Annotated in this window: 19 protein-coding genes and 1 riboswitch; of the genes, 13 read left to right on the top strand and 6 right to left on the bottom strand. The window is 32.1% G+C overall.

Annotated features, from left to right (window positions below; genetic code table 11):
* Window position 1 precedes the first annotated feature (1 nt).
* From HQN85_RS04055 to HQN85_RS04030, 6 genes are all read left to right on the top strand, one after another.
* Entirely contained in the window at window positions 2-1573 is a 1572-nt protein-coding gene (locus HQN85_RS04055) for a SusD/RagB family nutrient-binding outer membrane lipoprotein (protein WP_173269074.1), read from the top strand.
* 17 nt (window positions 1574-1590) lie between these two features.
* Window positions 1591-3180, top strand: coding sequence for a DUF5689 domain-containing protein (locus tag HQN85_RS04050; protein ID WP_173269072.1), 1590 nt, complete (start codon window positions 1591-1593; stop codon window positions 3178-3180).
* 68 nt (window positions 3181-3248) lie between these two features.
* On the top strand, window positions 3249-4649 hold the full coding sequence (locus HQN85_RS04045) for a calcineurin-like phosphoesterase C-terminal domain-containing protein (RefSeq protein WP_173269071.1): 1401 nt from the start codon (window positions 3249-3251) through the stop codon (window positions 4647-4649).
* Window position 4650: 1 nt separating this feature from the next.
* Window positions 4651-5559 carry a glycerophosphodiester phosphodiesterase family protein gene (locus HQN85_RS04040; protein WP_173269069.1) on the top strand — a complete coding sequence of 303 codons (909 nt, stop codon included), beginning with the start codon at window positions 4651-4653 and terminating at the stop codon, window positions 5557-5559.
* A gap of 46 nt (window positions 5560-5605) precedes the next feature.
* The gene (glpT, locus tag HQN85_RS04035) at window positions 5606-6967 is read left to right on the top strand and encodes a glycerol-3-phosphate transporter (RefSeq protein WP_173269067.1); all 1362 of its coding nucleotides are present in this window, start codon (window positions 5606-5608) and stop codon (window positions 6965-6967) included.
* Window positions 6968-6979: 12 nt separating this feature from the next.
* The gene (locus tag HQN85_RS04030) at window positions 6980-7672 is read left to right on the top strand and encodes a GDSL-type esterase/lipase family protein (RefSeq protein ID WP_173269065.1); all 693 of its coding nucleotides are present in this window, start codon (window positions 6980-6982) and stop codon (window positions 7670-7672) included.
* 62 nt (window positions 7673-7734) lie between these two features.
* Here HQN85_RS04030 and HQN85_RS04025 read toward each other — a convergent pair whose 3' ends face one another.
* A complete protein-coding gene (locus HQN85_RS04025; RefSeq protein WP_173269063.1) occupies window positions 7735-8178 on the bottom strand; it encodes a hypothetical protein in 444 nt (147 codons plus the stop codon).
* A gap of 67 nt (window positions 8179-8245) precedes the next feature.
* Entirely contained in the window at window positions 8246-9022 is a 777-nt protein-coding gene (locus tag HQN85_RS04020) for an XRE family transcriptional regulator (protein WP_173269062.1), read from the bottom strand.
* A gap of 134 nt (window positions 9023-9156) precedes the next feature.
* On the opposite strand from HQN85_RS04020, the gene HQN85_RS04015 reads away from it, so the two are divergent.
* Window positions 9157-9507 carry a GIY-YIG nuclease family protein gene (locus tag HQN85_RS04015; RefSeq protein ID WP_173269060.1) on the top strand — a complete coding sequence of 117 codons (351 nt, stop codon included), beginning with the start codon at window positions 9157-9159 and terminating at the stop codon, window positions 9505-9507.
* A 49-nt stretch (window positions 9508-9556) separates the two neighbouring features.
* On the opposite strand, the gene HQN85_RS04010 is transcribed toward HQN85_RS04015, so the two are convergent.
* Complete coding sequence (locus HQN85_RS04010) at window positions 9557-12676, bottom strand: basic secretory protein-like protein (protein ID WP_173269058.1); 3120 nt, start codon at window positions 12674-12676, stop codon at window positions 9557-9559.
* Window positions 12677-12747: 71 nt separating this feature from the next.
* Window positions 12748-15204, bottom strand: coding sequence for a transglycosylase domain-containing protein (locus tag HQN85_RS04005; RefSeq protein WP_173269057.1), 2457 nt, complete (start codon window positions 15202-15204; stop codon window positions 12748-12750).
* Between the two features lie 121 nt (window positions 15205-15325).
* On the opposite strand from HQN85_RS04005, the gene HQN85_RS04000 reads away from it, so the two are divergent.
* The 3 genes from HQN85_RS04000 (at window position 15326) to HQN85_RS03990 (ending at window position 18980) form a co-directional block, all read left to right on the top strand.
* A complete protein-coding gene (locus HQN85_RS04000) occupies window positions 15326-16207 on the top strand; it encodes a polyphosphate kinase 2 family protein (RefSeq protein ID WP_173269055.1) in 882 nt (293 codons plus the stop codon).
* Between the two features lie 30 nt (window positions 16208-16237).
* A riboswitch (cobalamin riboswitch) is annotated at window positions 16238-16429 on the top strand.
* A gap of 93 nt (window positions 16430-16522) precedes the next feature.
* Complete coding sequence (locus HQN85_RS03995) at window positions 16523-18394, top strand: TonB-dependent receptor plug domain-containing protein (RefSeq protein ID WP_173269053.1); 1872 nt, start codon at window positions 16523-16525, stop codon at window positions 18392-18394.
* Window positions 18395-18473: 79 nt separating this feature from the next.
* A complete protein-coding gene (locus tag HQN85_RS03990) occupies window positions 18474-18980 on the top strand; it encodes a hypothetical protein (RefSeq protein WP_173269052.1) in 507 nt (168 codons plus the stop codon).
* Here the strand turns inward: HQN85_RS03990 and HQN85_RS03985 are convergent.
* Window positions 18958-20208 (bottom strand): serine hydrolase, encoded by a 1251-nt coding sequence (locus HQN85_RS03985; RefSeq protein ID WP_173269050.1) that lies wholly within the window; start codon window positions 20206-20208, stop codon window positions 18958-18960. The two genes, HQN85_RS03990 and HQN85_RS03985, sit on opposite strands and share 23 nt — an antisense overlap.
* Window positions 20209-20337: 129 nt before the next feature.
* Here HQN85_RS03985 and HQN85_RS03980 point away from each other — a divergent pair, with 129 nt between their 5' ends.
* The 3 genes from HQN85_RS03980 (at window position 20338) to HQN85_RS03970 (ending at window position 22372) form a co-directional block, all read left to right on the top strand.
* Window positions 20338-20916 carry a DUF6580 family putative transport protein gene (locus HQN85_RS03980; RefSeq protein WP_173269048.1) on the top strand — a complete coding sequence of 193 codons (579 nt, stop codon included), beginning with the start codon at window positions 20338-20340 and terminating at the stop codon, window positions 20914-20916.
* Between the two features lie 69 nt (window positions 20917-20985).
* On the top strand, window positions 20986-21678 hold the full coding sequence (locus tag HQN85_RS03975; protein ID WP_173269046.1) for an SIR2 family NAD-dependent protein deacylase: 693 nt from the start codon (window positions 20986-20988) through the stop codon (window positions 21676-21678).
* A complete protein-coding gene (locus HQN85_RS03970; RefSeq protein WP_173269045.1) occupies window positions 21671-22372 on the top strand; it encodes a Dph6-related ATP pyrophosphatase in 702 nt (233 codons plus the stop codon). The genes HQN85_RS03975 and HQN85_RS03970 overlap by 8 nt, the downstream gene beginning before the upstream one ends.
* Before the next feature lie 336 nt (window positions 22373-22708).
* On the opposite strand, the gene HQN85_RS03965 is transcribed toward HQN85_RS03970, so the two are convergent.
* Complete coding sequence (locus tag HQN85_RS03965) at window positions 22709-22957, bottom strand: hypothetical protein (RefSeq protein ID WP_173269044.1); 249 nt, start codon at window positions 22955-22957, stop codon at window positions 22709-22711.
* Between the last annotated feature and the right edge of the window lie 44 nt (window positions 22958-23001).

Raw genomic sequence — 23001 nt, 5'->3', positions numbered from 1 at the left:
TATGAAAAAGAATAAAAATATCATTATATATACCATTTTGGTAGGATTTGGTTTATCTATTTTATCTTGTACAAAAGATTTTAATGAGGTTAACACCGATCCGCTTGGGAAAACAGAAGTAAATGCTGATCAGTTATTAGCGCCAACATTAGTAAATCTAATGACAACTAATATGTTGCGCAACCGAAACTTCAACAATGAATTAATGCAAGTTACTGTTGATTTGGGTGATACTGAAGGAAAAACATTTAGATACGATATCAGAAGAAATGCAGCTGATAATACCTGGAATAATTGGTATCTGAACCTTACAAATATTACAGATATACAGGCAATTGCAAGTAAGCCAGAAAAACTAAACAAATCATATCAAGGTATTTCTTTAATATTACAATCTTGGGTTTATTCCTTACTAACTGATACTTATGGTGATGTGCCATACTCAGAAGCAAATAAAGGAAAAGATGGTAATTATCAGCCAGTTTTCGACAAACAAAAAGATATCTATTTAGGTATGTTTGAAAAGCTTGAAGAAGCAAATAATTTATTAAAAGATGGCACATCAATCGTTGCAACAAGCGATCCGATTTTTAAAGGTGATGTCGCTAAATGGCGTAGATTGGGTAACTCATTATATTTAAGATTATTACTTCGCGTGTCTGGTAAAGCTGAAGTATCATCTACCGTTATTGCTAAAATAAAGGATATTGTTGATACAAATCCGAACAATTATCCAATAATGGAAACTAACCAGCATACAGCCAAATTACAATGGACAGGTTCTAATATTAGCAGTGCTTTATATACCTCTCCATTTATGGCAAATGTGCGTGTAAATGATTTTTATGTACCTGCAATTGGAGAATTTTTCATCAATAATTTAGTAGTATGGAATGACCCTCGCATTTTACAAGCTTTTGGAACAAATAACATTAATAGATTCCGTATTAGACCTGGCACAAATGGATATGCCGGTGTTCCAAGTGGTTACGTACCAGGTAATGAGCCAGCAAAACAATCTGTTTTTTATTCTGCAAGCGATAATGCAGTGTTATCATTACAAACTGACCCATATACTGGTATTATTATGAATGCAGCTGAAGTAGATTTTATTATTGCTGAAGCGGCTGCTAAAGGATGGGTTAGCAAAAGTGCTCAATCATTCTACTATAAAGGTATTGCCGATGCTATAAATTATTGGATACCTAATATAATGAATGGTGGTGCTACAGATCCTGCAGCAATTGCCTACGCAGATGCTGCAGATATTGAATGGAACAATAGCTTACCATTGCAAAGTGCATCGGCAACTAGTGTAAGTAAAATGTCTTTAATTCATCAACAAAAGTATTATGCTTTGTTTTTAGTAGATTTTCAACAATGGTTTGAGTATCGTCGTAGCACATATCCAATGTTGCCTATGGGTTTAGGTTTACTTAATAATCGTGTAATGCCTGCCAGGTTATTTTATCCTGTTGTAACTCAATCAGCTAATCCAACAAATTATAAAAATGCAGTGGCTTCTCAAGGACCTGATGTAATAAGTACTCAAGTTTGGTGGCAAAAACCTTAATTTTAAGTTATATTAAAATGAAAAATACATTAAAATATATAAGTGCTTTAGTAGTTATTGCAATTATAGTAATTACTGGATGTGATAAACAAAAAGATGAATTTGTTTTAGGTACAATCAGTCCTTTTATCTCAAATTTTGATTTAAAAAAATCTTTTAAAGAAACAGATTTAGTATTAAATTCTTCGGTGATGAAGGGTGCTACATCAATAAAAGGTGTAGTGATATCAGATTTTGTAGGAGGTAATACACTAAAAAATTTGTTAGTTGTACAAAACTCAAGAATAGTTGGCAATGGAATAGATTCTGTTCGCGGAATTGCAATAAATATTGGCGCAGATGCTGCAAAATACTTAGTAGGGGACTCTGTTCATATTAAAGTTGATGGTGGTACAATGAAACGAGTTGATGGTATACTTCAAATTGAAGGTATTAGTGGTACAGCTGTTAATAAAATTGCTTCAGGCAAAACTATTAAGTCACCAGTTGTAAATATTGCTACATTGCTAGCTCAACCAAATGTTTATGAAAATACATTGGTAACTATTAGCAATACTGTAGTAGAACCAGAACCTTTAACAGGTGAGACATTCTCTGGCGATAAAACAATTAATGATGGTTTTGGCAAAGCAAAATTACATACAGAAGCTACGGCAAGTTTTTCTGGTAACCAGTTACCTCCAGCCGCAAATTTTACGGGAGTTGTATATTTTAAAACCCAAAATAATCAAAACCAAGCTTATTTATGGATGCGAAATGCAAATGATGTTTTTGCACTTCCATTGGTTAAACCTTCACCAATAATCATTTCAGGGTATTTGACAAATCCAGGAGGTAGTGAAGCTGTAACTAGTGGAACTCAAAAAGGGGCATATGAATATATTCAGTTATTGGTAACAAAGGATATTAACTTTGCAACCACTCCATATTCTTTAGTAACTACAAATAATGCAGGCTCGGCTAACCCAGCTCCAACCGATGGTTGGGCGATTGGTGGAGCTCGTACTTATAAAATCAACATTACTTCAGGTATTGCTAAAAAGGGCGACTTTGTTTATGTTGGTGGATACAGTAAAGTGATATGGGGTTATGGTTCGACAAATATTTCTACATCAAATTGGGTTGCGGCAGTAGATTATGCCAATAATGATGGCGCAAACTTTGGAACTAAAACCACAAACTTATTAGCTAATAGTGGTAATATAGCAGGTATCGCCTTATTTGAAGGTACAACAGTAAATGCAAATACTGTCCCTGTAGATGCAATATTTTATGGTGGTTCGAATGCAAATTCTGGTAATGTTTATTCTGCTGGTCCACCAGAAGTAGGTTATAGAATTACAAATACAGATTATTATACTACAATAAATCCATCTTCTCGTTTAACACAGAACTTTTTCGGTGCCGGTAGTAACACAAATCGTTTAGGCTTTCAAGTTGAACAGGCTGGCACTAATGGAGGTGGTTTTATTCAGCTTGGAGGAATATACGTTGCTAGCACAGGAAGATGGGAAAAAGGAAGATTGCTAACCAATATAGTAATGTCAACAACATCCAATGTTTCTGATTTGCAAACAGGCCCAGGTGTTACTGTTTTAAAAAATTAATTCATACAATTTACAAAGGATAGTATTTAGCTATCCTTTGTTATTTTAATTAGTTTACTTCAATTACAATGAATAGAAGATCATTTATACAAAAATCAAGTTTATTAGCCACTACATTATTCGTTAGTTTAAAAGCGCACTCTTTTTCTTTCCTTGATATAGATCAGAAAATTTCAGGACGTATTACTAGTAAAGGTAAAGGTGTTGCTAATGTTGTAGTTTCTGATGGCTTTAATGTAGTACAAACTGATGGTCAAGGAAATTATACCATTGAAATTAATCCGTTGGCTAAGTTTGTTTGGTTAAGTACACCATCAGGATACGAGTTTAAAACCGAAAGCTATTTAGCAAAACATTACGAAGCATTAGCTACTTCAAAGCTAAATTTTGATTTAAAAGCATTATCTCAAAAAGACGATAAGCACAATTTCATTATTTGGGCAGATCCTCAAGTTAAAAACAAAAAGGATGTAGAAAAAATGATGGCTACATCTGTTCCTGACACCAAAAAAATCATTAAATCATTAGGTAATGCGCCAATTCATGGTATCTGTGTTGGAGATATTGTATGGGATAATCATGAATTATTTGTTGATTATAATAAAGCAGTAACAGAAATGGGAATCCCGTTTTTCCAGGCTTTAGGAAACCATGATATGGATTACCGAATGGGTGGAGATGAAACATCTGACAAAACTTTTCAAGAACATTACGGACCAACTTATTATTCCTTTAATAGAGGAAAAGCACACTATGTAGTTTTAGATGATGTAAGATATTTAGGTATTGAGCGTACATATGATGGTTTTATCACTCAAGCTCAATTAGATTGGCTAGCAAAAGATTTAAAATTTGTATCCAAAAATAATTTGGTCATTATTTGTGCCCATATTCCAATTCATAATGCTGTTAAAAATAATGAAGATTTGTATAAAGTATTAGAAGGTTTTACAAATGTTCATTTTATGTCTGGACACACACATTACAACAAAAACACCATAAAAAATAACATCTATGAACATAATCATGGAACTGTTTGTGGTGCTTGGTGGACTGGTCCAATATGTGAAGATGGAACTCCAAATGGTTATGGAGTTTATGAAGTTAATGGAACAGAATTAAAATGGTATTATCAAGGAACTGGGTTAGATAAGAAAGAACAAGTTCACATTTACGTAGATGAATTAACTGGACAAAAACGTTTAATTGCAAATGTTTGGAATTGGGATCCCATGTGGAAAGTAGAGTATTTTTTAGATGGTAAAGCAATGGGAAGTATGGAACAACAAAAAGGCTATGATCCATTGTCAGTAACCTTATTTAAAGGAGATAAACTACCAATGGGAAGGACTTTTGCAGAGCCAAGAATGACAGAACACTTATTTATGGCGCATTTTGATCCATCAGTTAAAAAAGTAAAAGTAGTGGCAACAGATCGTTTTGGAGAACAATTTATAGCAGAAGCATAAAATGAATAAATCAACTATATTTTTCAGTTTTTTGAGTTTAACTTTAGTAGTTGGATGTAGTCAATCGATCCAACAAAATAATATGCAAAATGTAAGTTTTCCTTCATTTAGCGCAGAAGCTCATCGTGGTGGTAGGGGATTAATGCCTGAAAATACCATTATCGCTATGCAAAATGCAATGACTTTTGATGCAGTAACCACTTTAGAGATGGATACGCATATTACAAGAGATGGCAAAGTTGTAGTTACACATGATGATTATTTGAGCCCAAGTTTTATGCTTACACCAGAGGGAAAAGATATTCCTAAAACTGATGCACAGAAGTATCCAATCTATCAAATGGATTACGATTTATTAAAAACATTTGATATCGGAACCAAAGCAAATACAGGATTTCCTCAACAAAAAAGAATTAAAACTCACATTTCCCTACTAGCAGATTTAATTGATTCCGTTCAAAAAGAAATCAAGCTAAAAAACAAAAAACAACTGTTTTATAACATCGAGACAAAATGCGATGTTAAAGGAGATAATATAGTAAATCCAGAACCTGCAGTTTTTGTAAAGTTACTAATGGATGTGATTGAGAAAAAGAAAATTACACCTTATGTGGTTATCCAATCATTTGATAAAAGAACAATACAAATTATTCATAAAGAATATCCTAATGTTAAAACTTCATTTTTAGTAAGCAATAAGAAATCCTATGAGGAAAATATGGCTGATTTAGGATTTAAACCATTTATTTTAAGTCCAGTTAACACAATGGTAGATGCAGATTTAACGAAAAAAGCGCATGCTGATGGTGTTAAAGTTGTGCCATGGACCGTAAATACACCAGAAGAAATTAATCGTTTAAAATCTTTAAAGGTTGATGGTATTATTACAGATTACCCAAATCTTTTTTAGAAAACTTAATTTCATTTATACTTTAACACTAACCTAAACAAATAGTATGAGTTTTAAACTTTTTCCACCACCAGCAGCTCATAAACCACTCTTACCTCAAGATAAAATTAATTCAGAATATAAAGCCCAAAGAATAAAAGTATTTCTTGGAATTTTTTTGGGATATGCTGGTTATTATTTTGTTCGAAAGAATTTTTCTTTAGTTATGCCAAATCTCAAAGAACAGGGTTTTGATGAATCAGATTTGGGTTTGGCACTATCGGGCGTTTCAATAGCTTATGGACTTAGTAAGTTTTTGATGGGAAATATATCAGACCGTAGCAACGCTAGGTATTTTATGGTTGCAGGACTTATATTGTCAGCACTTACAATGATTGTAATGGGCACGTTGCCATTTGCTACATCATCTATAACCGTTATGTTTGTGTTACTTTTTCTTAATGGTTGGTTTCAAGGCATGGGTTGGCCACCTTCAGGAAGGGTAATGGTACATTGGTTTTCAATTAAGGAGCGCGGACGTTGGATGTCTATCTGGAACTTGGCGCATAATGTAGGAGGGGCACTAGCACCGCAACTAACTTTGTTAGCTTTAATTTTGTTCGGAACTTGGCAGAGTAAACTTTTTCTACCTGGTATTGCTTCAGTTATAATTGCATTAATAGCTTTCATTTTTATTCGTGATACTCCTCAGTCCGTTGGTTTACCTCCAATAGAAGAATATAAAAATGACTATCCTGCGAATTATTCAAAAGAACATGAAAAGGAATTGTCTGCTAAAGAGATTTTTATTAAGTATGTTCTAAACAACAAGACTCTATGGTATATTGCTATTGCAAATGCCTTTGTGTATTTGGTACGATATGGGGTTGGAGATTGGGCACCAACATATTTAAAAACTGTTAGAGGGTTTTCTGAATCAGAAGCAAGTTTTGGCGTTTCTTACTTTGAACTGGCAGGAATTCCTGGAACTCTCTTATGTGGATGGTTAAGCGATAAAGTTTTTAAAGGAAGAAGAGCACCAGCGACCATAATTTTTATGACGCTAATAAGTATTGCTCTTATTATATACTGGAAAGCTCCAGATGGTTCACATTGGCTTATTAACGGATCTTTAATTGTTATTGGATTTTTGATTTACGGCCCTGTTATGCTAATAGGTGTTCAGGCATTAGATTTAGCTCCTAAAAAAGCAGCTGGTACCTCGGCTGGTTTTACAGGTTTATTTGGTTATTTTCTTGGCACTGCTCTCTTTGCTAATATTGGTCTAGGTAAATTAATTACTAATGTTGGATGGAATGCAGCTTTTATAGTACTACTAATCGCGTGTTTATTAGCTATCTTCTTCACGGCATTTACATGGAATAGAGAAAAGAAAAATCTAGCTAACCTTACGCCATTGTCTCACTAATTTTTTGATCATATGAAATCACTTTTTAATAAGTTATTTATTGCACTTGGAGTAATCATAGTAATTGCTTTTAATCAGGCGAATGCCCAAACTTTAAAATGGGATAGTACTTATCGCCCTGCGAAATATGTAGAACAAGTTGCAAAATTTAAAGCTGATCCGAAATCTAAAAAAGACTATATTTTTTTGGGAAATAGCATCACCGCTGGTACAGATTGGGCTAAACTATTAAATTTGCCACAAGCGAAAAACAGAGGTATTTCTGGTGATATCACTTTTGGGGTTCTAGAACGTTTACAAGATGTAATTGATGGAAAACCTAAGAAAATATTTATCCTAATAGGAATAAATGATGTTTCTAGAAATGTTCCTGATAGCATAATTTTAAGTAACTACAAAAAAATTATAGAAAGAATTAGAAAAGGGTCTAAGAAAACTCAAATCTATTTCAACACCTTATTACCTGTCAATGCTTCTTTCGAGAAATTCAAAAATCACTACGGTAAGGATAATCACATACTTTGGTTAAACAGCGAAATTAGAAAGTTAGCTGCTAAAAAAGTAACTATTATAGATTTATATCCTCAGTTTTTAGATAAGGATAATCATTTAAGAGCAGAATTAACCAAAGATGGTTTACACCTTATTCCAGAAGGATATAAGGTTTGGGCAGATTTTTTAAATGCTAGCGGTTATCTAAGGTAGTTAGATAGTATCACTATTGAGTTCTATAAAAAAGCCCCGATAAAATGTCGAGGCTTTTTTATTTAATTATTTGTCGCAGGGCTAGGGGTCTTGTCTCCATTACGAGAACCCTTTGGACCTTTTCTATCTTTCATTTTTTTTCTCATTTCGTCACGAGAAGCAGCTAAAGTTTTTCTTTGCTCAGCTGTTAAAATAGCGTCCATTTTCTCTTTGCTTTCTTTTAGAAAAGCTTTACGCTCATCCATTTTACCCTTCATGGTATTTTCATCTTGTTTACGCCATTCGTCATTCTTTTTAACGCGATCTAATTCAAGTTGATAAACCTTTTGCTTTTGGTCATCTGTTAATGCTAATTTTTGTTGCATGGCTTCGCTAGCCATCTCAGCTCTCTGCTCTGCAGAGAATTTAACAGTTTTATTTGTTTTTCTTACACGAGTGCTGTCTTGCGCATGAACAGCAGTAAATCCAATTACTACAATTGCTATACTTAAAATTAATTTTTTCATATGTGTTGTTTTTATTGATGAGATACAAAAAAGAGTAAACGGTTTAAAAGCAATACGTTAAAAAATGTTAATTTTTATTTAATTGAGAAATTGACTTTTGCATTTGAGCCATCATGCTCGATAAAGTTTCTATAGTTGGCTCAGGCGTAGGATCCGGTAGAGTAGTAGATATATAAGCTTTTGCTCTCCATATTTCTAAGATATCATCCGAATCTATTGCATATGGATCATAAACCTTATTATCCGAAATTAATTTCAACTCTTTGTTTTCTTTAAAACGATTACCTGCTCTTTTATAAACTACACCTTCATTCTTACTAACAATAACATATGTTTCTCCAGTTTTTACATCATTCCAGTTGTCCATATATTCGCCAATAATTACGCTACCTGGTTGGATAGGTAACATTGAATCACCCATAATTTCAAATGCTCTAAATGTTCCTTGTCGTAATGCAGGTAGGGGGAGTTGAAACTTTGGTAAATTTTGAATGTATTGAGGATCAGAAAAACCATTTAAATATCCAGCACTAGCTTTTACTGGTACTAATTCTATATTTTCATTATCGTTTTGATCTACAGAAATACTTAATACTCTTAAGTTAGAACCTTGACTCTTTGGTTTTGGCTTCCAATTATCATTTATGTTTTCGTTGATAAATTCATCAATAGTTAAATCAAAGTATTCTGCTATTTTTTTTAGTAAATCATATTTTGGTTCTGCTCTATCTTCTTCGTAAGCTCCAATTAATGAACGCTTAATTTCCATAGCATCAGCGAATTGCTGTTGTGTATGACCTTTTTTCTTTCTTAAGTATTTAAGGTTGGATGAAATATTTGACATAAAAAATAATTTTAAAATAAATTTGTTTTTACTAAAATTGTTAGTATTATTGTGCTCATAAAGTTAGTAATATTTATTAAAAGTACAAACATTTATCTAATTAATTTAGTTTTTAATCTTTAAGCCGAGAAGTCATGAAAAAATTTGTTTACATCGTAACCGACAGAAATCGCACAAGTTTACACGTAGGAATGAGTGCTGATCTTATCAAAACACTTGATTTTTATAAGCAAATGCCAAACTTGTTTTTTGATAGCGGTCAACAATTAACACGATTGGTTTATTTTGAAGAATTTAAAACTGAAGTTCAAGCGTTGAGCCGATTTAAATTAGTAAGTCGTTTTACTAGAATGCAAAAAGAAAGAATTGTTCGTTCATGTAATCCAGATTGGATTGACTTAACCATCGGTTTAGATTTTGAAAATATTCTTTCTCATCAGAAATTAAATACCCAAGTAGCTTTGCCTTTAAGTATTTTGTCATAAAAAAAGCGCCTCGGTTTAATCGAGACGCTTCATTATACTATATTAATATTTACCAACCAGGAGCGAAGGTTAATCCAAACACGCCAACTTTTACATCTGAACGTGTGAAAGGAATAGCGTAATAAGGTTCAATTACAAAATAACCAAATACATTCACCCTTAAAGAAATACCAGCACTTATTGCAGGTATACGTTCTGCAGGAGTACCATCAGGTAATAAAACTCCGTTTGGTTCTCCTTTAAATGAAACTTTAGAATCTTCAGTCCAAGCTAAACCTGCATCAAAAAACAAGTTCAAATCTGTAAATAAAAATTTCGACGGAATTTGAGCTAATTTTTTAGGTCCGGTAAACGGTAATCTAACTTCGAAATTAAATACAGCTAGTTTACTACCAGATAATTGATTGATGTCAAAATTCCCTGTATTTGCTATTTTGCTATTATAAAATGAATTTGCTTCGTAGCCTCTAATTAAATAACTATATCCCGCATATAAAGGGTAAAGGTTTTCTCCGTCACGACCTAAACGCATATAGTTATATGCTCTTACTGCAAAAGTAACTGGTTTTGCTCTAAAGTATTTTCTTAAATCTGCAGTAACTGCTGTAAAACTAAAATCTCCAAAATATTGCTCAACACCAACTCTATATCTAAAGCCATCTAATGGAGCTGCAACCCCAGATATTGAATTATCTCCAATAAATGATGCATTAGTTTGGAAAATTGAAAATGGTTCTAATGGAATTCCTAATGTGTTTGTTGCTTGAGCATTAGACACTTTTTGTCGATCAGAACCTAAATATCCATAAGGATAAGTACCAGCCTGATAAAAATTATTAAATCTATCCAAACGATAACTATAATAAGAGAAAGCCCCACCAGCTTCAAAACGATGAACTTTATTAAAAGGGTAGGAGCCAAAAAGTTCAAGTTTATCTTCAAAAGTTCGCAAAACGTTTGTACTTATTGTATCAACAGGATTTGCACCTGAAGATGGATCATAAACCCCAAGACTTCTAAAACCAGTAACATATGGAATATGAGAAATACCAACTCCCCAATTAATTCTGTTTTTCTGATTGATGTAACCAATCAATCCTCCAAAATCATAAATTTCTCCATTAATAGAAAGATTTGCAATAATTTGATTTCTACCTAAGATATCACTAAACATACCAATAATACCACCTTGTACACCGGCTCCAAATCTACTCGCCGATACCCCAACGCCACTATTTGCTAAATAATCTAAACGGAATTTGGGTTTATAGGGAACAACTTTCATCGAATCAGCTGTTATTTTTTCAAAACGATCAAAGTTCCCTAAATTAGAATTTACAATGTTTACCCCAACATTTTCCATTGGAGGTAAAATAGCCGCATCAAAGTTAACTTCTTGTGCATTAACCGTTTTAGCTTTAAAATTATTTAAGGGAGAATTATATAAGGTATAGCGTTGATAGCGATAGTAACTATATATGATGTCATCATTTCTAGAAACAGTTATAGCAGGTGAAAACTCTGTTATCCCACTAATACCTGTAAAATAATCTGTTAATTGTTTTACTGAGTTATCTCCTAAATTATATTCATATAAATTTCTAAACCCATCACGATTTGATAGAAAGAAAATACGTTTACTATCTCCAGAAAACTGTGCATTTAAGTTATTTGCTCCAGGAAAAACAGGAATATTTGTCAATGATTTTGTTGAAATATCATAAACCGTTAAGTTGATTGGATTAACTGCATTTATATTTCCACTAACAATTGCAGCTCTATCAGATGAAAAAACTATTTTTTTGCCATCAGGAGAGAAGCTTGGTGCATAATCTGAGTAATCATCATTTGTAAGTTGAGCAACTTCTTTAGTGCTTAAATTATAAGAAAAAATATCACTCTGACCTTCTACCATTCCAGAAAATGCAATTTCTTTTCCATCAGGTGACCAGGTTAAATTTCCAAACTGCTCTACTTTACCCATGTCTGTTTGGAATAGGGTAGTGCCATTTGACACATCAATTACAAGCATTTGATTTTTGCCTTTACTAAAAATACTAAAGGCAAATTGTTTGCTATCTGGCGACCAAGCACCAGCAGATTCTATAAAATTATAATCATCTATATGTGAATTTGCTACCTGACTACTCAGTTTTCGGAGTATTTTACCAGTTTTTGCATCAGCAAGAAACAAATCTATACCGAATAAATCTTTCTCAGAAAGAAAAGCTAAATATTTTCCATCGGGACTAATAGCTGGTGCAACATTCATATTGCCAGCATTTTTATTATCAATAATTTTCGTTCCTGATATTTTAATTTGAGAACTATCAGCTCTTAACAAAGGCCTATAATGCTGCTCGATTGAGTTTTTCCATAAACCAGATAGTGTTTTATCATCATATCCAAATGTATATTTAATACCATTTTCGTATCCAAATCTAGCCGTAGCTTTAAATAACGGAACAATTGTAGTGTCTCCATATAGTGAACCAACAAATGTCCAAAATGCTTGACCATAGCGGTAAGGAAAGTATTTATTGGAATTTGTTAAATCTTTTAGAGATGGAATATCACGATTTAATAAAGCATCACGCATCCACATAGAAGTAAAAGCATCTTTTTTACCAACAGATAAGTATTCTGCCATACCTTCGACCATCCACAAAGGAGTATTTCCAACATTTTCTAAACTAATTGAATCTTTTTCCAGTAATAAATGATATTGAAAGGCATGTACTAATTCGTGTCCTAAAACATGTCTAGTTTGGCTTTTTATATCCATTAATGGCATTATAACTCGATTTTTTAAAGCCTCTGTTACACCGCCAGTACCTATACCCACTTCTCCATTTAAAGCTGTCGTTTGCTGAAAATCTGGGTGATTATTATACAGGATTATTGGATTCTTAGTTAAAAAAGTATCACGAAAAACTTCTTGATGCATTTTATACCATGTTTCTGCATCTTGAGCGAAGTTTTTTAATAATTTTTCATTCTTTACATAGTAATAAATTTCAAAGTGAGGAGTATTTAATACTTTAAAATCTTCATTCTTATATCTTACCTTATTTTGTCCAAAATATTGGGCATGAACAGAAAAAATCGAGGATAAAATAAATAATAGAATTAACAAGGACTTCCTTATCAAAGTAGAATTTCTATTCATAGTTTAAATTTTAAGAACAGTATAATATGTTAATTTACGAAAAAGTATGCTATCTAGTTTTAATACAATAACTAACCTCCGCCATTTTTGTTTTTTTCTTTTTCTTCTTGACGTTGTTTTCTCCGTAGTTCTCTTTCTTCTTTCTTAGTTAGTGGAACAACTGGTGTAGCAGGAGATTGCTTATTCGTTGTTTCATTATTATTTTTCTTTTCTTCAGGTTTCTGAACTTCAGTTTCTGGTTTAACCACAGGGATTTGTTCATCGGTAACTGGGATACTTACATCTAGCGAATCAACTTGGGTACTATCAATTTCCGTTGTATCTATTTGCTGACGAGGAGTTGGACAATTGATTTCTCTTGTAATTTCTACTTTAGATTTCGGAAAAGGTCCATAAGTGTATCCACTGTTTGGATCGTGATAAACTTTTTCCATAAACTTAGCAAAAATCGGTAAAGCTGTATGAGAACCTTCTCCTTGCTCACCATTTTGGAAATGAGCTGTACGTTCATCACAACCCACCCAAACACCTGTCACTAAATCTTTAGTAATACCCATATACCAGGCATCTACATAATCTGATGAAGTACCAGTTTTACCTCCAATTTGATTATTTTTCTTAAATAAATCCCATTCCCATAATGCTTGAGAAGTTCCTCCTGGTTCTTCCATGCCACCTCTAAACATATACAACATTAACCAAGCTATTTCTTCGGTTAATACCCGTTTAGTCTTAGGCAGAAATTCTTCAATTATTTTATCATTTTGGTCTGTGATGCGCTCAACTAAAATAGGATCTGTTTTTACACCTTCGTTTAAAAAAGTGCCATAAGCTTTTACCATTTCATAAACTGAAACATCATTTGGACCTAAACTTACCGATGGAACTGAAGCTAAATTACTTTCTATACCACACTCATGTGCCCATTTAACTACATTATCCCATCCAACTTTTTCTGTTACTTGAGCAGTAATGGTATTTACTGATTTTGCCATTGCCCAACGTAAAGACATTTCTTGGTAACTATTACTCCAATCAGCATTTTTGGGCTCCCAATATTCTGTTTTGCCTTTATTTTGATAAGGGATTTTAACAGGTTTATCTACAAATTTATCACATGGACTCATGCCGCTTTCTAAAGCAGCTAAATATGCAAAAGGTTTAAAAGTAGATCCAGCTTGTCTTTTTGCTTGATTAACATGATCATATTTAAAAAATTTATGATCAATACCACCAACCCAAACTTTAATCTTTCCAGTTCTTGGTTCCATAGTCATCATTCCGGTATTTAAAATTTTACCGTAATAACGGATGGAATCCATTGTAGAAAATAAGGTATCTCTATCTCCTTTATAAGAGAATATTCTCATTTTTTTCTTCCTATTAAAATAGGCATCAATAGAATCGGTATTGTTGTTATATTTTTTCTTTAGTAAAGCATAAATAGGTAAATTCTTCTTTGCCCTATCTGGATAATCCACTTTTTTGCGTTCAGAATCTTCCCAAGGGTCTTCATTTCCCCAAACATTATAAAATCTTCTCTGTAGAATTCTCATCTGATCTTTTACAGCTTCCTCTGCGTAACCTTGCAATTTAGAGTCGATAGTTGTGTAGATTTTTAAACCATCCTCATATAAGTCAACATTGTTTTCCTCACACCATTTCTCTAAATATTTGTCAACAGCAGCTCTTAAATAAGAATCGCCGTCGCTACTATCTTGCATTTTACCTTCTTTTAACTGCATTGGTTGTTTAGAAAGTAGTGTTAAGCTATCCTTACTTAAATAATTATATTTATTCATCTGACTCAAAACTGTGTTTCGTCTGTCTAATGTTCTTTCTGGATATTTTAGCGGATTATAATATGAAGTACCTTTTAACATACCAACAAGTAATGCGGCTTCATTGGTAGATAATTCTTTAGTTTCTTTATCGAAATATATTCTCGATGCAGTTTTTATTCCGTAGGTATTATTTCCAAATGATACTGTATTTAAATACATTGTAATGATATCATTTTTACTATAATTAGATTCTAGTTTTAGGGCTGTCATCCATTCCTTTAGCTTGGATACAAAGGTTCTAACCAATGGGATATACTTAACTAAACCAGAAGATTTACTATAACGCGTACGATATAAGTTTTTGGCTAATTGTTGTGTAATTGTACTTGCACCACCATCTTTTCCCATTCCAATTACTGCTCTTCCGACAGCTTGTGCATCAATACCAGAATGTTTATAAAAACGAACATCTTCTGTAGCTATTAAAGCATTAATTACACTTGGCGATATTTCATTATAATTTACTGGAGTACGGTTTTCTTTAAAGTATCGTCCAATTAATTTTCCATCAGATGTATATAGCTCTGAACCAACTCGCTGTGCTGGTTTTTTAATGTCTTTATAAGACGGAGAGTAGCCAAATAGCCACAAGAAATTTAGTTGTAATGCGCAAAAGAAAATAACTATGAAAAATACAAAAAGTGCAATATAGCGAACGTATCTATTTTTTATTTCTTTAAACATGGGATAAAGATGGAAAAAACGTGAAATATTATGTGTTAAATTGTGTTAAAAGTATAGTACAAATTAACGTATTTAATTTGCTTAAATTTTAGTCTATATTTAAAAATAAAATGATTTTACCATGAAAACCAACACAAAAAAATATTTAGCTAAAGGCGGAGATAAATTTTCATTAAAAGATTACAGCACAACTTATGATGGGCATTTAGATAAAGAGGCTGGTAAACAAGAACTTGAGCGTGTTAAAGGAGAATTAAAAGATTACCAAGAAGCACTATATGCATCTGATTCTCATTCGTTACTAATAATATTTCAGGCTATGGATGCCGCAGGTAAAGACAGTGCAATTGAACATGTGATGTCTGGTTTAAACCCTCAAGGTTGTCAAGTATATAGTTTTAAAACGCCTAATAGTGAAGAATATAATCACGATTTTTTATGGAGGCATGCTAAAACTTTACCAGAAAGAGGTAAAATAGGCATTCACAATCGCTCACATTATGAAAACGTTTTGGTTTGCAAAGTGCATCCAGAGTATATTTTAAGTGAGAACATTCCTGGATATGATGACGTAAAAAAAATTGATAAGAAATTTTGGAAAGAAAGATACGAGAGCATTCGCAATTTTGAAAAACACATTATTGCAAACGGAACAGTTGTTTTAAAATTTTTTCTACATGTTTCTAAAGAGGAACAAAAACAGCGCTTTTTGGATAGGATAGAGGAGCAAAGTAAAAATTGGAAATTCTCTGTGGGCGATTTAAAGGAAAGAGCTTTGTGGAAAGAATATATGGCTGCTTATGAAGAAGCAATAAAAGAAACTTCAACAGATAGTGCACCTTGGTATGTAATTCCTGCAGACAAAAAATGGTATGCAAGATTAGCTATAAGTCAGATTATTGAGGAAACTTTAGAGTCTTTAAATCTAAAATATCCTGTACTACCAAAAGAAGAAGCAGACCAATTAGAAACTATTAAACAACAATTGTTAAGTGAAAAATAAATCTGATTTTTTAATAACAAATTAAAATATACCTTTGCGTCGCTTTTTGGTTTCCGATTTTACATCGGAATTAAAAGGGAATACAGTGTAATTCTGTAACTGTCCCGCAGCTGTAAGCTCTATAAAAGTTTTTCAAATCTAAAGTCACTTTTCGCATCAAGCGGATGGGAAGACAGGAAAGCCAGAGTAAGTCAGAAGACCTGCCTAAAAGTTTAATATTTCATAGCTTTCGGGGATTGAAGCTAGGAGTGGGACTTTTTATAATACCTCATTTCTATTCTGATTCTGTTGCTGTGTGTGAAAAACTCACAACAAATGAACAAAAAAACTAAATTAATTGTCGCAGGTCTAGGACTTGTGCAGTTAGCCCTATTGGGAAACAAAGCCGTGGCTCAAGAAGCCCAAAATTTAAATGAAGTGGTAATTTCTGTCACAAAAAATGAGCAAAAACAATCACAAACTGGTAAGGTTGTAACAGTAATTACAGGCGAAGAATTGGCTCGCAGTAGCGGAAAAAATTTGGCAGAACTATTAAATCAGCAAGCTGGAATTACAATTGGTGGCGTAGGAAGCAATGCTGGAAAAGACAAAAGTTTATTTTTTAGAGGTGCTGGAAGTGCTTATGCTGTAATTTTGATTGATGGTATTTTAGTTACAGATCCATCTGGAAATGGGGGCACTTTCGATTTGCGTATGTTTTCAATTGATCAAATTGAACGGATTGAAATTTTAAGAGGCGGACAATCTACTATTTATGGTTCTGATGCTGTAGCAGGAGTTGTAAACATTATCACCAAAAAAACTGGTAAAAAAGGCAATAATGTGTATGGTGTTGCTAGCGCAGGAAGTTATAATTCATATAAAGGAACTATTGGATTAAATGGTAAAGTTGATGCATTTACTTATAATTTGAGTTATTCGCATTTTAAAACTGATGGAATTTCTGAAGCTGCTAATCCGGCAGGGAATACACAAGTTTTTGATAAAGATGGTTTAAAACAAGATGCATTAAATGCTAATTTTTCTATTCAATTAGATAAACGGTTAAGTGTAAATCCATTTTTTCGTTATTTCTATGGCAAATTTGATTATGATGATAATGCCTTTACTGATGCAAAAAACACTTCTGTTTCAAAACATTTTAATGGTGGTGTAAATGCAACTTATCAATTAGACAAAGGAAAAATTACGTTAAATTATAGCCATGAAAATACGGGTAGAGATTATGTGAGCAGTTATTCAGGTAAGTACGAAGGGAGTATGAATTTGGTTGATGTGTTTTATAATCAAGATTTAGGTAATAAATTAAATCTACTTGTGGGTTTAGATAATAGAGCGACAACCGTTACTCATTTTGGTACAACAACGAATACAGAACCATCGGCAAATTTATTTAGCACATATGCATCTTTGTTTTTACATAATTTAAGTGTATTTAATTTAGAAGTTGGTGGCCGTTATAATAAACATAATAAATACGGAGAAAACTTCACCTACGCTGTAACACCAAGTATTAATATTATAAAAGAGGTAAAAGTTTTTGGTACAGTTTCATCTGCATTTAGAGCGCCGACTTTAGAAATGTTGTTTGGTCAATATGGTGCGAATTTAAATTTGAAACCAGAAAAATCTACCAGTTATGAAGCTGGTGCACATTTCAATTTCTTAAATGAAAAGATAAATCTTCGAGTTGTTGGTTTTAAACGTAAAATGACCGATGCTATTATCTATGGCGCAAGTGGTTACGTTAATCAAGATAAACAAAATGATAAAGGTTTTGAGATTGAACCAGGAGTTAAATTCGGTGCATTTTCATTAAACGGATATTATGCTTATGTAGAAGGAAAACAGACATCTGGAACTGTAATTTCTGATGTGTTATTACGTAGACCTAAAAATACTTTTGGTGCAAATGTAGGTTTACAAGCAACTTCTGATTTATATCTAAGTGCTAATTACAAATTTACTGGTGAGCGTACAGATAGTGATTTTAGCACATATCCTTCGGTAAATAAAATATTAGATTCTTATCAGATAGTTAATTTTTATGCAGAATATGCTTTGGCTAAAAAACGTGTTAAAATCTTTGCTGATTTGAAAAACTTGACAAATGAAAAGTACACTGAGATAATTGGTTACAACACAATGGGTTTTAATATGAATGCAGGAGTAAACTTTAATTTTTAATTTCTTTAATAAGTGTAAAGCCTCGAATTTCTTCGAGGCTTTTTTGTTTAAATTATAATTTTATTGATATTATTACATTATGTATAAAAAAATAATTTTAATAGCATTTTTTCTAACCACAGCTTACATGTGTAATGCTCAAGTAGTTGATATTAAAGAGTTAACAATGTTATTTGATATCCCTATTAAATTATTGGAGAAAAAGATAGATACTAATAAGTGGAAAAAAGTTATTGAACTTAAAAATGAAGAGGGTTTAATTTATTCGACAGATTACAGAATTAATAGTTTATCTAATGTAGAATCAACTAAAATACGAATTGTCGAGTACTTAAAGGGACCACCAAAAATACTCTTATTTATGACTGCAGAAAAGAAAACGATTGCTGAACTAGATAATGAAATTCTAGCTACAAAATTTAATTTAGTTGAAACTAATAATAAAAATGGAGCCGTAGATAGAATTTACATGAATGGTCAATATCTTTATATCTATAGTAAAGCAGAAGCAACATCAGTTTTACTTATTACAACTTCAAAAGAATATTTAGAAGATAAAAAAATTAATTCAAATAATCCAACTTAAACTTGCTTAAATCTGGTAATTGTTTTTTAGCTCGATTAAGTTCGTATTCATAAATAGTTCTTCCTAAATTTTTCATAAAAGGATAGCAAACAGTTTCATACTCGTATTTACCATCGTTATAAATTCCATCTTCATTACTTTGTACTACCGCGGTTAAAAAATATTCAACTTTGTTTTTAAAATCTACGAAGTAAGAATTATCTATAATGAAACCATAACTATCGCCATATTTATTAAAAATTCTAATATTTGGATCCAAAACTGCGTTTTTCTCTCTTCCATAATATAACATTTTGGCATAAGTTGACCAAAATTCTTTCTCGTTATATTTAGGATAATCACTTTCTGTTGGATATTTACTCATGTAAGTGTAAATGAGTTTGTAATCTTCTGGCGTTAAATTAAATCGCTCATTAGTAGGATAAGCTTCTGGCATTATTAACCTCTTCATTAAAGATTGTTGGTCAGCTACCGTAAAAACATTCTTATTTTCGAAACTATAAGGTTCATTGACTAGTTTTTCATTGCTATCCATATAACCTTTACCCACAATCAAATTGGTCAATTCTAACGGATAATCTTTAGCGTCGTATTGTTCAGGTTGATAATAAATCAATTTATCCCCATCGTAAAAATCAATCGGATTAGTATGTCTTGCAGATTCTCCTCCATCGCCTATGGCTAAACGATTTAAAATTCTACTTTCAGTTAACCCATATTTCTTCAACTTTACATTAATTTCACTTCTTCCAAGAAATTCAAATAGACGATTAAACGCATCATTATCACTAGTTAACAAAACTTTTTTAATATAGTGAGCTAAAGATGGTTTTCCATTAACTGCACTTTTATCTTTAGAAACCTTAGTTTGTCCTTTAAAGCTACTATCGGTTATCATGGTTAAATTTGCAGTTAAACCTTTGCTTTTTAGTTCGTTTACCTTCTCTAATGCAAAAATAACTCCAGCTAATTTTACGGTACTTGCCGGATAGAAATATCGCTTTGCATTCACATTATAGGTAAATGTTTTAAAGCTAGGTTTATTATTTTTATCTCTATTTACCTGTGTATAAATAACTTGAATTTCATTATGAGTTCGATGATTTAATATGGCAGAAAATAATTCCGGTTTGTCTTCCATTAATTTTTTTAGAAATAAAGTATCGGTTTTTTGTGCCATTGCTTGGTAGCTAATTAGAAATAGTAAACAAAGGGATAATTTTCGCATAAGATTTAGTATTTGATAATTAAAGATAGGATTTTCTATTTTCTAATAACAGTTCACTTATAAATTCTATATTTTTTATTCAGGATTTAAAAAGCTAATTTTGTTTATTAATTATAAAGAAAATAAGAAATGAAAAATAGTTCTAGAACACTTGTATTGTTATTGTTAATGCTGGTAATTGTTGGTTTGAGGGTTATTGCCCCACTTTCGCCAGATTTTAAAGTAATAGCCAATTTCTCTGGGATAGGTGCTGTAGCTTTATTTGGTGGAGCTTATTTTAAAAATAAATTGAACGCTTTCGTACTACCATTATTTGTGTTATTGTTAAGCGATATAGGTCTTGCTTTAACAATGGGCAAAGATTATGGCTTTTATCAAGGTTGGTATTATACCTATATTGCCTTTGCATTAATTGTGTTAATAGGACATTTAATGATTAAAAAAGTAAATGTTCAACGTGTTTTAGCCGCTAGTTTAACAGGGGTTTTAATTCATTGGTTAGTTTCTGATTTTGGCGTTTGGTACGGTTCTTCATTTTATCCGCAAACATTAGCTGGTTTTTGGTCTTGCTTAGTTTTGGCAATTCCTTATGAGCTTAATTTCTTATATGGAACATTAGCATATTCAGCTATAATGTTTGGTGCTTTCGAGAGCCTGAAAGTTAAATACCCAGTGTTAAGTTTAAAAAATAAAGCTTTAAATTCATAAAATTTATAAAATGAATAGAAAACCCTTTTGTACAGTGTGCAAAAGGGTTTTTTATTTAAATTAGTAATAATGAAGAAGAGATTGGTTGTTTTGACAGGTGCTGGAATTAGCGCCGAAAGTGGATTGAAAACCTTTAGAGATTCTGATGGTTTATGGGAAGGCTATAATATATATGACGTAGCAACTCCAGATGCATGGGAAAGAAATCCAACATTAGTACAAGAATTTTATAATGAAAGAAGAAGGCAGATTTTAAATGCAAAACCTAATCTTGCGCATATTGAATTGGCAAAGCTCGAAGAAGATTTTGATGTACAAATAATAACACAAAACATTGATGATTTGCACGAACGAGCTGGTTCTACACAGATTACGCATTTGCACGGCATTATTACTTTTGCTCAATCTGATAAGAATTCATCTTTAATTTACCCTATCAAAGGAGATGAAATAAAAATTGGGGAATTTTGTGAATTAGGTTCGCAATTGCGGCCACATGTAGTGTGGTTTGGTGAAGCTGTACCGATGATTGAAACTGCTGCTGCTATTTGCGAAGAAGCAGATATTTTTATGCTTGTTGGTACATCATTAGCTGTTTATCCTGCAGCTGGATTACTTGATTTTGTTCCAAAAGGCGTTCCAAAATATATTATTGACCCTAAAATCCCTTCCGTAAATCAGTATGCTAATTTGATTAAAATAGAGAAATCAGCAACTGCTGGAGTAAAGGAAGTTACAGAGCTATTAAAAAAAAATGGTTAAGCAAATTCCTTCAGTGTTTAATTGGAGTGGAGGAAAAGACAGTACTTTAGCTTTACACCATGTTTTGAAGCAAAAATTATATGATGTACGTTATTTACTAACCACTGTTAATAGTTCTTTTAATCACATTGCGATGCACGGTGTAAGAGAAGATTTATTAATTGAGCAAGCAAATAGTTTAAATCTTCCTTTGTTTCAAGTGCACTTACCAGAAATGCCTGATATGGGGATGTATGAAAAAACTATGTCCGAAGCCTTATTCAAGATAAAAGCTGAAGGAGTTACGCATTCTATTTTTGGTGACATCTTTCTAGAAGATCTCAAAGTTTACAGAGAAAATCAATTGGCCAAAATAGGGATGGAGGCTGTTTTTCCATTGTGGAAAAGAGATAGTTTAACAATTGTAAAAGAATTTATCAATTTAGGTTATAAAACTATCGTGGTGTGTGCGCAAGAAGATTTAAAAGATTTCTGTGGAAGAGTGATCGATCAATCCTTTTTAAATGACTTACCAAATCACATTGATCCTTGTGGAGAAAATGGAGAATTTCACACATTTGTTTTTGACGGACCAATCTTCAATCAACCAATTAATTTTGAAATAGGAGAGCTGGTCTATAAAACTTTTTCTAGTCCAAATGCAAGTAATAAATCATCTGGATTTTGGTATATTGATTTAATTCCGAGAGCGTAATTTTATTCTTGCATTTAAATAATGTGTTCTCATATTGAAAAAATTTTCAATATGAAGAGCTACCCATTTTCTTAAATTCTTATTAATCTAAAATCTTGATTTTTTTAACTTAATGTACCAAACTTCCCATTTATTTGGCGTTTTTATCAATCAATATTATATTTTGTTTAACGATTTATTTTTTTAATTATCAATTAGTTACATATAATTTATTAAACTATTAATTCTTTAAGAAGAAGTGTAAATTCATTAAAACTAGTTCAATTTGCCAAACTATATTTTGATATATAATTAAACTTATTATTTTACAGTTAGTTATGCATTTTATATAAACAATTACTGCTGACGCTGATAGGCTGCTGAAAAATCTGCTCTCATGGTTTTAAAACGCTCAATAACAGTAGTCATAAATGTTTCATCTATGATTTGAAAAATCTCATTTGCTCCCCCTCCGCTAAGGTCAAGTTCAGATAATTTATAGCTTTGTTCCAACTGACCCTGCTCAAATTTTACGATGTATTTTTGATTCATATTGAACAAAGTAATTTTACATTCAGGATGTGGTAATTCTGCGAGTATTCTCATGTTATTTTATTTATTCACAATAGGGTGAAATATTGACAAATAGT

Origin of the sequence: Pedobacter boryungensis (assembly GCF_013204825.1) — a bacterium.
GTDB lineage: Bacteria > Bacteroidota > Bacteroidia > Sphingobacteriales > Sphingobacteriaceae > Pedobacter > Pedobacter boryungensis.
This window is presented reverse-complemented; position numbering and strand designations above follow the sequence as displayed.